The organism is Aureimonas populi (genome assembly GCF_017815515.1).
GTDB lineage: Bacteria > Pseudomonadota > Alphaproteobacteria > Rhizobiales > Rhizobiaceae > Aureimonas > Aureimonas populi.
Genome location: NZ_CP072611.1, coordinates 663,437 through 675,511, shown reverse-complemented (window position 1 = coordinate 675,511; position 12,075 = coordinate 663,437). Strand labels below are relative to the sequence as shown.

Below are 12,075 nucleotides of genomic sequence, written 5' to 3'. Positions count from 1 at the left end.
CGCCAGGCTGCCGTAGATCGCCGCCGGTCGAGGCGTCAGCACGCGCTTCCTCCTGCCGGAGCGCGTTCATCCGGGCATGGCGGGCCGGGCGGGGCGGAGCCTGTCCGCCGGCCGAGGCCGGGCAGGAGATACCAGGTCACGGCCATGAGCACGATGCCGCCACCGACCAGCGCGCCTTGTCCCGGATGCTCGGCGAAGGCGAGCCAGACCCAGAGCGGGCCGAGGAGAACGTCCAGCAACCCGATCAGCGCCGCCTCCGTGGAGGGGATGTGGCGCCCGCCCATCAGGAACAGGAGGAAGGAGAGGGCGGTGGTCAGGACGCCGAGGCCGAGAAGGAGAAGGATGTCGCGCCCCGCCGGCACCGCTCCGGAGGAAAAGGGCAGGACCGCAGCCACGCAGAGGAGCGCGGCAACCGCATTCACGAGCGCCAGATCGGTTCGCGGGAAGCGGCGCGACAGGATGAGAAGCCCGGCGAAGGTGACGGTCATCAGGATGGCGAGGCCGTTCCCGGCCATATCGGAGGGCTGAAGCGATCGGCCGGCGACGATGGCGACACCTGCCAGCGAGAGCGCGCTCGCCATGAGCATTCGCCGCGAGCTGCGCTCGCCCATCAGCGCCCAGGCGAGGGCCGCCGTGAAGAACGGAAGCGTGGCATATATGATCAGCACGTTCGCCACGCTCGTCAGCGTGAGGGACGCCGCGTAGGCCGACATCGAGATGGCGGCGACGATGGATGCGCCGAAGCCGGTCCAGCCGTAGGTGCCGCCGTTCTGGGGCCACAGGAAGGCGACCGCGAGAAGCGCGCCGCCGGCAAAGAGAGAGCGCCACAGGATCAGGTCCCAGACCCCGACGTCGATCATGCGCACGAACAGGCCGGCGGTGCTCCACAGCAGCATGGCGACCGCTACCAGAAGCAGGCCGTAATGTCGTCGCTCGCCCATGCCACGTCCTTTCATCAGGTTAAGACGACCGGTCTACTTAATTGTTTGACGAGATAAGACGATCGGTCTATTTTTGTCCAATGAAAAGACGCAACACTCGTGAGATTCTGATCGGCGAAGGCCTGAAGGCCTTTCTGGCCAGGGGGTTCGAGGGCATCGGCATCCAGCCGATCCTCGCCGGCGCGGGCGTGCCGAAGGGTTCGTTCTACAATTTCTTCCCGAGCAAGGAGGCCTACGCGCTGGAGGTGATCGAAGCCTATGCGCTGCGATACGAGGCATTCCGCATGGAGTGTTTCGCCGGGAATGCCACGCCGCTCGGCCGCCTGCGGGGCTATTTCGAAGCGCTGGAAGCCGAGAAGAAGGGGGCGGGGGAGACACCCGGATGTCTCTACGGCGTCCTGGCCCAGACCAGCGCGCCGCATAACGAGGCTTTGCGCGCCCGCCTTCAAGCCGCCTTCGCGAACTGGCGCGCCCAGATGGCCGAGCTGCTCGACGCGGCCCGGGCGGCGGGCGAACTGCCGCCGGGGACGGACACGGCCGATCTCGCCGACGCGCTCATCGACGCTTACGAGGGGGCGATGATCCGCGTGCGCGCCGAAGGCGACATGCGGCCGCTGCGGCGCTTCCGGCGGCTGACCCTCGAGAGCCTGTTGTCCTCGCCCCCGACCTCGGACGCCTGAACGCGCATCAGGGCCGACCCGCCTTTCCTGCGCGACAGCCCGGCGATTCTGCCTCCGGCGAGACCGTGAAAATTCCTTTCCGTGCCCGGGAAGCCGGCCGCCCTGATGTATGCGGCACGCCTCGTCGAACGCCTTCACCGGGCTGGAGAGAGGGCGCGGCATCGTCGCGCACGCCTCTGGTTGACTAGTGGTCAGACCACGGTATGATCGCGGCATGAACACTGAGCCCGTCATTCGACGCGACATGCAGGAGCCCAAGAGCGGCTACGCCAAGATCTCGTCCTTCCTGCGCGAACAGCTTTTGAGCGGGCAGTTGAGGACTGGCGACTATCTCCTGCCCGAGCGCGAGCTGGCCACGCGGCTCAACGTCTCCCGCCCCGTCCTGCGCGAGGCGCTTCGGGCGCTCGCCATGATCGGCGTTCTGGAGATCCGCCACGGCGTGGGCACGGTGGTGAAGCGCCCGGACGTTTCCACCCTCGGCGAGTTCTTCACCTTCGTGCTCGCCCAGCAGTCGGACGTGATCGACGACATCATGCAGGCGCGCATCGCGATCGAGCATCAGGCCATCCGGCTCGCCTGCCAGCGCGCCGGCCAGCGCGACTTCGACCGTCTGGCCGGCGCGCTCTCAACGATCGTCGAGACGATCCACGAGCCCTCCGCCGGGGCCGCCGCCGATTTCGCCTTCCACGAGGCGGTGGTGAAGGCGGCGCAGTCGCCGACCCTGTCGAGCATCTACGCCTCGATCGCCGAGCTGATGATGCGCTCCCACCGCGAGCGCCGCGAGCAGATCATCCAGATCGAGGGGATCGAGGAGTTCCTGATCGACCATCACCGCTCGATCTTCTCGGCCGTGATCGAGCGGGATGCGGCGCGGGCCGACGATCTGCTGGCCCGCCATTTCGAGATCGGCGCCGACTTCCGCCGCCGCGCGACCGCGCGCCACATGACCGCGTCCGCGGCGGCCACAGACATGGCGGCCCGCCCGCCGAGCCTCAGAGACGAGAGGATGAGCGAATGAAGATCGTGATCGGCAGCGACCACGCCGGTTTCCCGATGAAGGAGGGCATCCTCGCCTTCCTGAAGGAGGGTGGCCACGAGATCGAGGATGTCGGCAGCTTCGACCCCGAGCCGGTGGACTTTCCCGATATCGCGCGCCTCGTCTGCGCCCGGGTGAGCGGCGGGCAGGCCGAGCGCGGCCTCCTGATCTGCGGAACCGGCGTGGGGGCCTCGATCGCGGCCAACAAGATTCGCGGCATCCGGGCCGCGGTCTGCCACGACGTCCATTCGGCCCACCAGTCGGTCGAGCACGACGATGTCAACGTCATGTGCATCGGGGCGCAGATCGTGGGTCCCTGGCTCGCGCGCGATCTCGTCGCCTCCTACCTCGCGGCGACCTTCGACAGGGAGGACGCCGACTTCGTGCGGCGGGTGGAGAAGCTGGCGGAACTCGAGAAGGCCGGCTGACCAGGAAGAGCAGGGAGGGTTCTCGATGAGTGACAGACAACAGCGCGGCACCGTGGCCTTCGTGGGCCTCGGCGTCATGGGCCGCGAAATGGCCCGCAATCTGGTGGAAGCCGGCTTCGACGTCCGCGTCTTCGATGTGGTGCCGTCCGCCATGGAGGCCGCCCGCCTTCATGGCGCCGTGCCCGCCGTGTCCCTTTCCGCCGCCACGGCGGAGGCCGACATCGTGGTGACGATGCTGCCCGACACGCCGCAGGTGGAGGAGGTGGTGCGCGGGCCGGACGGACTTCTGGCCTGCCCGCCGCGCGGCCGCCTTCTGGTGGACATGAGCACGATATCGCCGCAGGCCACGCGCCGGCTGGCCGGCGAGCTTGCGGCGGCGGGCGTCGCCATGCTCGACGCGCCCGTCTCCGGCGGCCCGGTGGGGGCCCGCAACGCGACGCTCTCCATCATGGTGGGCGGCGAGGCGCAGGCCGTCGCCCGCGCCCGGCCGGCTCTGGAGGCGATGGGCACCACGATCAACCATGTCGGCGCCTCCGGCGCGGGGCAGACGGTGAAGCTCTGCAACCAGCTCATCTGCGGCATCAATCTTCAGGCCATCTGCGAGGCGCTGGCGCTGGGGCGCTCCTGCGGCGTCGACCTGGCGCAGATGCGCGAGGTCCTGATGGGCGGGTCCGCCAATTCCTGGATGCTGGAGAAGCTCGGCCCCGCCATGATCGAAGGGGATGCGAGCGCGGGCTTCCGCATCGACCTGATGCTGAAGGACCTGCGCCTCGTCCTGGAGATGGCCCAGCACGAGAACGTGCCTCTGCCGGGCACCTCGCTCGTCGCCTCGCAATATATCGAGGCGCGCGCCCATGGCGAGGGGGCGAACGGCAACCAGGCCCTGTTCCGCGTCTATGACAGGATGAGCGGGCAGGCGCGGGAGGCCGCGGCCGGGGCCGTTTCGAGATGACGCTCGACTTCACCGTCATCCTCCTGCGCTGGCAGATGCTGCTGGACGGGACGATGCTGACGATTCAACTGGCGGCCGTCACCACGGTGGCGGGCTTCCTGATCGGCACGTTCTGCGCGGTCGCCCGGCGCTCGCACTTCGCCCTTCTGAGGCGGATCGCCGCGATCTATGTCGAGGCGATCCGCAACACGCCCTTCCTCGTGCAGATCTTCGTCGTCTATTTCGGCCTGTCGAGTCTGGGCTTCTCCTTCTCCCCCATCACGGTGGCCATCATCGCGCTGACGATCAATGTCGGCGCCTACACGGCCGAAATCATGCGGGCGGGCTTCGATTCCATCCATCCCGGGCAGTGGGAGGCGGGCGAGTGCCTCGGCCTCTCGCGCGTGCAGTCCTACTGGCATGTCGCGCTGCGGCCGGCCATGGAGCGCGTCTACCCCTCGCTGACCAGCCAGTTCATCCTCCTGATGCTCGCCTCTTCGGTCGCCTCGCAGATTTCCGCCGAGGAACTGACGGCGGCGGCCAATTTCATCCAGTCCGAGACCTATCGCCCGTTCGAGACCTACATCGTGATCGCGCTCATCTACCTGGCGCTTTCGCTGGCCATGCGGGTCTTCTTCTGGGCCTTCGGGCTTCTCGTCTTCCCGCGCCGCCGCCGCCTCGGCACCAGTCTCTAGAGGGAGGGCCAGCATGAACACGGCGATCAATTCCGGCCACCTCGTCTTCCTGCTGCACGGCGCGATGTGGACGCTCATCCTCTCGGTGATGGCCTTCCTCGGCGGCGGGCTCGGCGGCTTCGTCATCGCGCTCGGGCGCACCTCGCCGATCAGGCTGCTGCGCATCCTGGCCGGTGTCTACGTGCAGATCGTGCAGGGCACGCCGCTTCTGGTCATCCTCTTCCTCACCTTCTTCGGCCTGCCGACGCTCGGCTTCACCATCACGCCGCTCTTCGCCGCCGGGATCTCGCTGACGATCTACGTCAGCGCCTATCTCGGGGAGATCTGGCGGGGGTGCCTGGAGGCCGTGCCGACGGCGCAGTGGGAGGCGGCCGAGTGCCTGGCGCTGAACCGCGTCCAGCGCATGTTCAAGGTCATCCTGCCGCAAGCCGTGCGCATCGCCACGCCGCCGACCGTGGGCTTCTCGGTGCAGATCATCAAGAACACCTCGCTCGCCTCGGTCGTCGGTTTCGTGGAACTGGCGCGGGCCGGCCAACTCATCAACAACTCGATCTTCGAGCCTTTCGCGATCTATATGATCGTGGCCTTCCTCTACTTCTGCATGTGCTTTCCGGTCTCCGCGTTCAGCCGCCGCCTGGAGCGCAGCGGCGCCGCGCGGCTGCGGACGCTGAAAGCCGTGTCCGCTTGAGGACGCCCCCCGTTTTGGAGAGCATGATGCCGATCGTCGTTCTTAAGGATGTCAAGAAGAGCTTCGGCTCCCTGCAGGTTCTTCACGGCGTTTCCTTCTCGGTCGAGAAGGGCGAGGTTCTCGCCCTCATCGGCGCCAGCGGCTCGGGAAAGAGCACGGCGCTGCGCTGCATCGACCGGCTGGAGACGGTGAACAGCGGGGAGATCGAGGTCTGCGGCCACAAGGTGCACGACCCCGACCTCGACCTTCGCAAGCTGCGCCTGGACGTCGGCATCGTGTTCCAGAGCTACAATCTCTTTCCGCACCTGACGATCCGCGAGAACGTGACGCTCGCGCCCCGTTCGGTGAAGAAGCTCGGCCGCAAGGAGGCGAACGACATCGCCATGGCCTGCCTGAACAAGGTCGGGCTGGGGGAGAAGGCCGACAACTATCCCGAGCAGCTTTCCGGCGGGCAGCAGCAGCGCGCCGCCATCGCCCGGTCGCTGGCGATGGAGCCGAAGGTCATGCTCTTCGACGAGGTGACCTCGGCGCTCGATCCGAAGCTGACCGGCGAGGTGCTGAAGGTCATCGAGGCTCTCGCGGCCTCCGGCATGACGATGATCATGGTGACGCACGAGATGGGCTTTGCCCGGCGCGTGGCCGACCGGGTCGTCTTCATGCACCAGGGCCTGGTCCACGAATCCGGCACGGCTGGAATCCTGACCGACCCGCAGACCGCCGAGCTCAGGGAATTCGTCATGAACGATCTGTGACGGATGCAATACGCCGATCATCAACGGGAGGACCATCCATGAAGACCGCAAGCCGAATCGCAACCGCCGGCGCCCTGTGCGCCATCATCCTGGGCGCCTCGGCGCCGGCCATGGCCGACGCCTACGAGGATATCATGGCCGCGGGCAAGATCCGCGTGTCCACCGACCTTGCCATTCCGCCCTCGGGCATGCTCGATGCCAACCTCCAGCCCACCGGCTCCGACGTGGAGACGGCGCGGCTTCTGGCCGAGGACTGGGGGCTGGAGCTCGAATTCGTCCAGACCACGGGGGCGACGCGCATTCCCAACCTCCAGACCAACAGGGCCGACATCGTCATCTCGACCCTTTCGGTGACGCCCGAGCGCGCGCAGGTCATCGACTTCTCCGAGCCCTATGCGGCGCTTCGCTCCGTCATCGGCGCGCCGGCCGCCAGCGAGATCAGCGACTGGGAAGACCTGCGCGGACAGACGGTGACGGTGACGCGCGGCACCACGCAGGACACCGAACTGACCGCCATGGCGGCGGAGCGCGGCTTCAACATCGCCCGCTACGACGACGACGCGACGATGGTGACGGCCGCCGTCAGCGGGCAGGCCCAGATGGTCGCCACCTCGGAAACGATCGTGAACCAGATCGGCGAACGCAACACGGAGCGCGCCTTCGAACCGAAATTCGTGATCCGCACCTTCGACATCGCCATGGGCGTGCGCAAGAACGAGCCCGAACTGCTGGCGAAGCTGAACGAGTGGGTGGCGGCGAACCTGGCCAACGGCAAGCTCAACGAAATCTACCAGAAGTATCACGGCGCGCCGCTGCCGGAAGAGATGCTTCAATAGGCCCTTCCTCTGCGGGCGGCGCCGTCACGGGCGGCGCCGCCCCAAGCCCCTGGATGCTGATGGCATGATCCTCGTCTTCGGTTCGATCAATCTCGATCTCGTCGCGCGCGTCCCGAAGATCGCGCGGCCGGGCGAAACGGTGCTGGCCCCCGGCTATGACCGCTTCTTCGGCGGAAAGGGCGCCAACCAGGCCGTGGCCGCCGCCCGTGCGCTGGCCCCCGATGCCCCCGCGATCGCCTTTTGCGGCGCGGTCGGCGACGATGCGTTCGGGGCCGACTGCATCGCCAATCTTGCCGGGGAGGGGATCGACGTCTCGCGCATCGAGGCCGTTTCGGCGGGGACGGGCTGCGCTTTCATCACGGTCGAGCATGCGGGCGAGAACGCCATCACGGTGGCGAGCGGCGCCAACCGCCAGATACGGGCCGACGGGCTGGACGACGCCTTTCTCGCCGCCGTCGATGTCGCCGTGCTCCAGATGGAAGTGCCGTGGGAGGAGAACGCGGCCCTGGCCGCGCGGGCCCGGGCGGCGGGCGCGCATGTGCTCCTCAATTTCGCGCCGGCGCGGCTCGACATTCCGATCGAGAAGCTCCGCGGCTTTCTCGAGGAGATCGACACGCTCGTCGTCAACGAGCATGAGGCCGAAACCCTGGCGCTCGGACTCGGCCTGGGTGGCGGGGATTCCGGCCGGCTGCTCGCCGAGGACCTGTCGCTGACGGTGATCGTCACCCTGGGCGCCGAGGGAACGAGGCTCGTGCAGGCCGGCCAGCCGGACTGGCATTCTCCGGCCCGCAAGGTCGAGGTGGTCGATACGACCGGCGCGGGCGACACCTTCGTGGGCGTGCTGGCCACGGGGCTCTTCGAGGGCCTGCCGGTCCGGCGCGCCATCGAGCGCGCGGGCCTCGCCGCGTCTCTCTCCTGCACGAAGGCCGGCGCCCAGGCCGGGGCGCCGACGCGCGCGGCCGTCGATACGGCCTCGCTCGCCTGAAGCGAGCCGATTCGGGGGAGGGCGAGCCCCCTCGCCGATTCCCGAACGGGCTTCGCCCATCCATCGCAGGCCCGCGACCAGCGCCGCGATCCGGAACCGACCGGAATCGGCGCGGCTGGCCGTGCGGGGGCAGCCGCCGCGCTCCATGTCGTGCGTTCAGGCGAGGCGAGGCGAGGCGGGGCGCGGGCGTGGGGATTCGCGGCAGGCTTACGAGAGGGCCTCCAATACGCCAGCGGGACGGCTGCCCGCCACGTTTCGATACGGCAGAACCAGCCGCGAACGGCTCCATGGGGAGCGGCGCGGCGGCCATCGCCAGCATCGGCATTTCCGCCTGCCTGCGCGCATCGCGGCGGCTTCGCCGCCATCGGATGCCAGCCTGTAATGCTGCGGCAATCATCGGCTCCCAAAGTCCGCCCGAGCCCTCCGGGAGGGCGCGAGCGATCTGCCGATCCGCAACAGGAGTTCCCAAAGTGAGCCGACACATCCCCGGTCTTCGGATGAACGAGCGATGCCGAGCGCGGGTCGCGGGCCCCGGCGGCCGGACGCCGCGGATCCGAGCCGCCACGAGAGGAGCGGCATCCCTGGCCGCCGCGCTGACGCTGGCGCCCCTCGGGGCCCATGGCGCGGACCTCGAGACCTACGAGTCGGACATCGTCCCCGCCCAGCCGGCGGATACGGCGCGCTACGGCGATTTTCGCGACAATCTCGACCGCTGGGAGGTCACGATCGGCGCCGGCGCGATCTATCTGCCGGAATATGAAGGCTCCGACAAATTCGAGGTCAAGCCGTTCCCCCTCTTCTCCGCGCAGTTCGGCGACAGAGTGCAGATGGACATCACCGGCGTGACCGTCGATCTCTACCGGTGGGAAGGCCTGACGCTTGCCGCGCGGGGCGGATACGAGACGGGGCGGCAGGAGGACGATTCGGACTATCTGCGGGGCCTCGGCGACATCGACCCGGGCGGCGTCGTGGGCGGTATCGTCAGCTACGAGGCCGGACCGGTCGAGGTCTATGCCGCGCTCAACAAGACCGTGGGCGGCAGCGAGGGGCTGACCGGCACGTTCGGCGCGAAGGCCTCCCACCGCTACGAGCGCTTCATCGTCTCGGCCGATGTGTCGGGCACCTGGGCCGACGACAATCACATGCAGTCCTATTTCGGCATCACGGCGGAGCAGTCGGCCCGTTCGGGCCTTTCCGAGTACGATGCGCAGGCGGGCATCAAGCGCGTCGATCTCAAGACGTCCGTCACCTACATGATGACGGAGAGCTGGATGGTCACCGGCGGGGCCGGCGCGGGCCTTCTCCTGGGCGACGCGAAGGACAGCCCCGTCGTCAAGGACGATGTACAGCCCTTCGCGATGCTGGGCGTGGCCTATCGCTTCTGAGCGCGGGCGGGGGCGCTCCCGCGCGGGCGCCCGGCGGTCCTTCCGCCGGAGCCCCCGCTTGCAGTTCGGGTGTCCCGGAGTTCCATTTTCGTAAAAAGATACGCATGATGGCGCATGGGCCGGGCGCCGTTCGAGAAGCCCGCCACGGGGCGAGCAAGGAAGCTGGTGGAATGACGGGGGCGGGGGAACGCGGTGCCCGGGGCTCAAGGGGCGACGGGGCCTGAATGGAGCGTCTGGACTGCGACCGCATGTTCGTCGCCGTGCTCGACATCGGCAGCTTCGCGGGCGCGGCCCAGCGCCTCGGAACGAGCAGCGGGCAGGCGTCCAAGCTCGTCTCCAGGCTGGAGGCGGATCTGGGCGTCCAGTTGATCAAGCGCACCACGCGGGCGCTGGCCCCCACGGAGGTGGGCCAGGCCTATTACGAGCGCATCAAGGCCCTGCTCGACGAGTTCGACGCCCTGGACGCCTCCGTGCGAACGGCCTCCGGGGCGCCCGTGGGCCGGCTTCGCCTGACCGCGCCCATGTCGTTCGGTACGATCCAGCTCGCGCCCGTCCTTCTCGACTTCGCCAGCGCCTTTCCCGATATCCAGCTCGATGTCGGTTTTTCCGACCGGGTGGTGAACCTCGTGGACGAAGGCTTCGACGCGGCGGTCCGCATCGGCCATCCGGGCGACAGCAGCCTGATCGCACGCAAGCTGTGCGATGCGAGGATCCTGCTGGTGGCGGCCCCGGCCTATCTGGAGCGTCGCGGCGAGCCGGCATCCTCCCTCGATCTCATCGGGCACGATTGCATCGTGGACACCAATTTCCGCGATCCGCTGCACTGGAAACTGCGGGCGCCGGACGGGCGGCTGGTGGACGTGCCCATCTCCGGCCGGTTGCGCTTTTCCAGCGGGGAGGCCTGCCTTTCCGCTGCCGAAGCCGGTTTCGGCATTGCAAGGGTGCCCAGCTTCATCGCTGGTCCCCGGATCAGGGCGGGCCATGTCCGTCCCGTGCTCGGCTCGTCGGAGGACGCGCCGCTCGGCCTCTACGCGCTTTATCCGCCCGGCCGGCATCTGGCGCTCAAGGTGAGGGCGCTGGTGGATTTCCTGGCGAACCGCTACCGAGGCAAGCCGGCGTGGGACCAGGGCTGGTGATCCCCGGGGCGCCTTGGAATGCCCCGGGATCAATTCCGCTCGGGAAATGGAACGAGCCGTTGTTCATCGGCATGACGGCCGCATAAGCCCCGCCCAGGCATCCCACGCTCTGCACCTTGTCCGCTGACGGCAAAGGGGCTGCCTCGAGAACGGCGCGCCGCTTCATTCCTTCCATTATGGAACGAAAACCTTCCAGTTCCCCTGGATAATCATTCCGGTTGCGCGAGTGCATATCGGGTGGCGAGGCATTCCCCTTTCGTACAAGGATATTCGTCATGATCGACACCCGCACCGCCCCCTACGCCGTGCTCGTCCTGCGCCTGGCGCTGGGCATTCTCTTCCTGGCCCATGCCGGGCTGAAGATCTTCGTGTTCACGCCCGCCGGCACCGCCGGCTTCTTCGCCTCGCTCGGCCTGCCGGGCTGGCTCGCCTACGTCACCATCGCCTGGGAACTCGCCGGCGCCGCCGCGCTGATCCTCGGGGTGTGGCCGCGCCTTGCCGCGCTCGCGCTCGTCCCGGTTCTCCTCGGCACCATCTTTACCGTCCACGGGGCCGCCGGCTTCTTCTTCGACAATGCCGGCGGGGGCTGGGAATTCCCGGCGCTGTGGATCGTCGCGCTGATCGTGCTCGCGCTTGCCGGCGACGGCAAGTACGCGCTCAAGCCCACCCCGGCGCGCTGAACGCGCCCGCAACGGAGACAGGACCCATGACCACCGCCATCACGCGACCCGAAGCCGGCGAAACGCCCGTGTCCATGGGCCGGGTCGCGCTCACCGTCAACGATCTCGACCGCGTCAGCGACTTCTACCAGCGGGCGGTCGGGCTTCACCCCATGGGCGCGGACGGCGAGAGCGCGAGGCTGGGCGCCGGCGGCGCGGTTCTTCTGGAGTTGCGCCGCGACACGGCGGCGCGGCGGCGCTCTCCCCGGGAGGCGGGCCTCTTCCACACCGCCTTCCTGCTTCCCACGCGCGCCGATCTCGGCCGCTGGACCAACCATGCGATCGCCACCCGCACGCCCGTCGTCGGCGCTTCGGACCACGGCGTCAGCGAGGCGCTCTATCTGTCCGATCCGGAAGGAAACGGCATCGAGATCTACGCCGACCGCCCGGCCTCCGGCTGGAAATGGGCCGGCGGGCAGGTGGAGATGCCGAGCGATCCGCTCGACGTGGAAAGCCTGGTCGAAAGCGCCGGCGGGGCTCCCTGGCAGGGGTTCCCGGAGGGCTCGGTCGTTGGTCACGTGCATCTTCAGGTGGGGGCCATCCCCGAGGCCGAGGCCTTCTATTCGGGCATTCTCGGCCTCGACGTGACCTCCCGATACCCCGGCGGCACCTTTTATGCCGCCGACGGCTACCATCACCACATCGCGACGAATGTCTGGAACAGCCGTGGCGCCGGCCCGCGCAGCTACCCCTCCACCGGCCTTGCCGAGGTGGTGGTCAGCATGAACGGCGCCCGGCGCGAAGCGGTGCGCGAGCGAGCCGCCTCGCTTATCGAACAGGCGCCCGGCGCTCTCACCTTGAGCGACCCGTGGGGCACGGCGATCGCGTTGCGCGCGGCCGATTTCGACAACGACGCTTCTTGA

Annotated in this window: 14 protein-coding genes; 13 read left to right on the top strand and 1 reads right to left on the bottom strand. The window is 68.3% G+C overall.

Annotation, left to right across the window (positions count from 1 at the left end):
- Window positions 1–35 precede the first annotated feature (35 nt).
- Complete coding sequence (locus tag J7654_RS03165; protein WP_209738129.1) at window positions 36–941, bottom strand: DMT family transporter; 906 nt, start codon at window positions 939–941, stop codon at window positions 36–38.
- Between the two features lie 80 nt (window positions 942–1,021).
- Here J7654_RS03165 and J7654_RS03160 point away from each other — a divergent pair, with 80 nt between their 5' ends.
- From J7654_RS03160 to J7654_RS03100, 13 genes are all read left to right on the top strand, one after another.
- A complete protein-coding gene (locus J7654_RS03160; RefSeq protein ID WP_209738128.1) occupies window positions 1,022–1,621 on the top strand; it encodes a TetR family transcriptional regulator C-terminal domain-containing protein in 600 nt (199 codons plus the stop codon).
- Window positions 1,622–1,835: 214 nt separating this feature from the next.
- Window positions 1,836–2,639: a FadR/GntR family transcriptional regulator gene (locus tag J7654_RS03155; protein ID WP_209738126.1), complete on the top strand. Its 804-nt coding sequence runs from the start codon at window positions 1,836–1,838 to the stop codon at window positions 2,637–2,639.
- Window positions 2,636–3,085 carry a ribose 5-phosphate isomerase B gene (rpiB, locus tag J7654_RS03150; protein ID WP_209738125.1) on the top strand — a complete coding sequence of 150 codons (450 nt, stop codon included), beginning with the start codon at window positions 2,636–2,638 and terminating at the stop codon, window positions 3,083–3,085. Before J7654_RS03155 ends, rpiB begins: the two co-directional genes overlap by 4 nt.
- Before the next feature lie 25 nt (window positions 3,086–3,110).
- Complete coding sequence (locus tag J7654_RS03145; protein WP_209738124.1) at window positions 3,111–4,037, top strand: NAD(P)-dependent oxidoreductase; 927 nt, start codon at window positions 3,111–3,113, stop codon at window positions 4,035–4,037.
- Window positions 4,034–4,711, top strand: a complete 678-nt coding sequence (locus J7654_RS03140) for an amino acid ABC transporter permease (RefSeq protein WP_209738123.1) — start codon at window positions 4,034–4,036, stop codon at window positions 4,709–4,711. The genes J7654_RS03145 and J7654_RS03140 overlap by 4 nt, the downstream gene beginning before the upstream one ends.
- A gap of 13 nt (window positions 4,712–4,724) precedes the next feature.
- Complete coding sequence (locus tag J7654_RS03135; RefSeq protein WP_209738122.1) at window positions 4,725–5,399, top strand: amino acid ABC transporter permease; 675 nt, start codon at window positions 4,725–4,727, stop codon at window positions 5,397–5,399.
- 26 nt (window positions 5,400–5,425) lie between these two features.
- Entirely contained in the window at window positions 5,426–6,151 is a 726-nt protein-coding gene (locus J7654_RS03130) for an amino acid ABC transporter ATP-binding protein (protein ID WP_209740156.1), read from the top strand.
- Between the two features lie 38 nt (window positions 6,152–6,189).
- On the top strand, window positions 6,190–6,987 hold the full coding sequence (locus tag J7654_RS03125) for a transporter substrate-binding domain-containing protein (RefSeq protein WP_209738121.1): 798 nt from the start codon (window positions 6,190–6,192) through the stop codon (window positions 6,985–6,987).
- 64 nt (window positions 6,988–7,051) lie between these two features.
- The gene (locus J7654_RS03120; protein ID WP_209738120.1) at window positions 7,052–7,972 is read left to right on the top strand and encodes a ribokinase; all 921 of its coding nucleotides are present in this window, start codon (window positions 7,052–7,054) and stop codon (window positions 7,970–7,972) included.
- A gap of 470 nt (window positions 7,973–8,442) precedes the next feature.
- On the top strand, window positions 8,443–9,357 hold the full coding sequence (locus tag J7654_RS03115) for a MipA/OmpV family protein (RefSeq protein WP_245195612.1): 915 nt from the start codon (window positions 8,443–8,445) through the stop codon (window positions 9,355–9,357).
- 224 nt (window positions 9,358–9,581) lie between these two features.
- Window positions 9,582–10,493, top strand: coding sequence for a LysR family transcriptional regulator (locus J7654_RS03110; RefSeq protein WP_209738119.1), 912 nt, complete (start codon window positions 9,582–9,584; stop codon window positions 10,491–10,493).
- 275 nt (window positions 10,494–10,768) lie between these two features.
- Complete coding sequence (locus J7654_RS03105) at window positions 10,769–11,173, top strand: DoxX family protein (protein WP_209738117.1); 405 nt, start codon at window positions 10,769–10,771, stop codon at window positions 11,171–11,173.
- A 26-nt stretch (window positions 11,174–11,199) separates the two neighbouring features.
- A complete protein-coding gene (locus J7654_RS03100; protein WP_209738115.1) occupies window positions 11,200–12,075 on the top strand; it encodes a VOC family protein in 876 nt (291 codons plus the stop codon).

Bases quoted from the DNA above. Each gene is read 5' to 3' on its own strand.
- J7654_RS03135 (WP_209738122.1), top strand. From the start codon at position 4,725: ATGAACACGGCGATCAATTCCGGCCACCTCGTCTTCCTGCTGCACGGC.
- J7654_RS03165 (WP_209738129.1), bottom strand. From the start codon at position 941: ATGGGCGAGCGACGACATTACGGCCTGCTTCTGGTAGCGGTCGCCATG.
- J7654_RS03100 (WP_209738115.1), top strand. From the start codon at position 11,200: ATGACCACCGCCATCACGCGACCCGAAGCCGGCGAAACGCCCGTGTCC.
- J7654_RS03140 (WP_209738123.1), top strand. From the start codon at position 4,034: ATGACGCTCGACTTCACCGTCATCCTCCTGCGCTGGCAGATGCTGCTG.
- J7654_RS03125 (WP_209738121.1), top strand. From the start codon at position 6,190: ATGAAGACCGCAAGCCGAATCGCAACCGCCGGCGCCCTGTGCGCCATC.
- J7654_RS03105 (WP_209738117.1), top strand. From the start codon at position 10,769: ATGATCGACACCCGCACCGCCCCCTACGCCGTGCTCGTCCTGCGCCTG.
- J7654_RS03130 (WP_209740156.1), top strand. From the start codon at position 5,426: ATGCCGATCGTCGTTCTTAAGGATGTCAAGAAGAGCTTCGGCTCCCTG.
- J7654_RS03160 (WP_209738128.1), top strand. From the start codon at position 1,022: ATGAAAAGACGCAACACTCGTGAGATTCTGATCGGCGAAGGCCTGAAG.
- J7654_RS03110 (WP_209738119.1), top strand. From the start codon at position 9,582: ATGGAGCGTCTGGACTGCGACCGCATGTTCGTCGCCGTGCTCGACATC.
- J7654_RS03155 (WP_209738126.1), top strand. From the start codon at position 1,836: ATGAACACTGAGCCCGTCATTCGACGCGACATGCAGGAGCCCAAGAGC.
- J7654_RS03145 (WP_209738124.1), top strand. From the start codon at position 3,111: ATGAGTGACAGACAACAGCGCGGCACCGTGGCCTTCGTGGGCCTCGGC.
- J7654_RS03120 (WP_209738120.1), top strand. From the start codon at position 7,052: ATGATCCTCGTCTTCGGTTCGATCAATCTCGATCTCGTCGCGCGCGTC.
- rpiB (WP_209738125.1), top strand. From the start codon at position 2,636: ATGAAGATCGTGATCGGCAGCGACCACGCCGGTTTCCCGATGAAGGAG.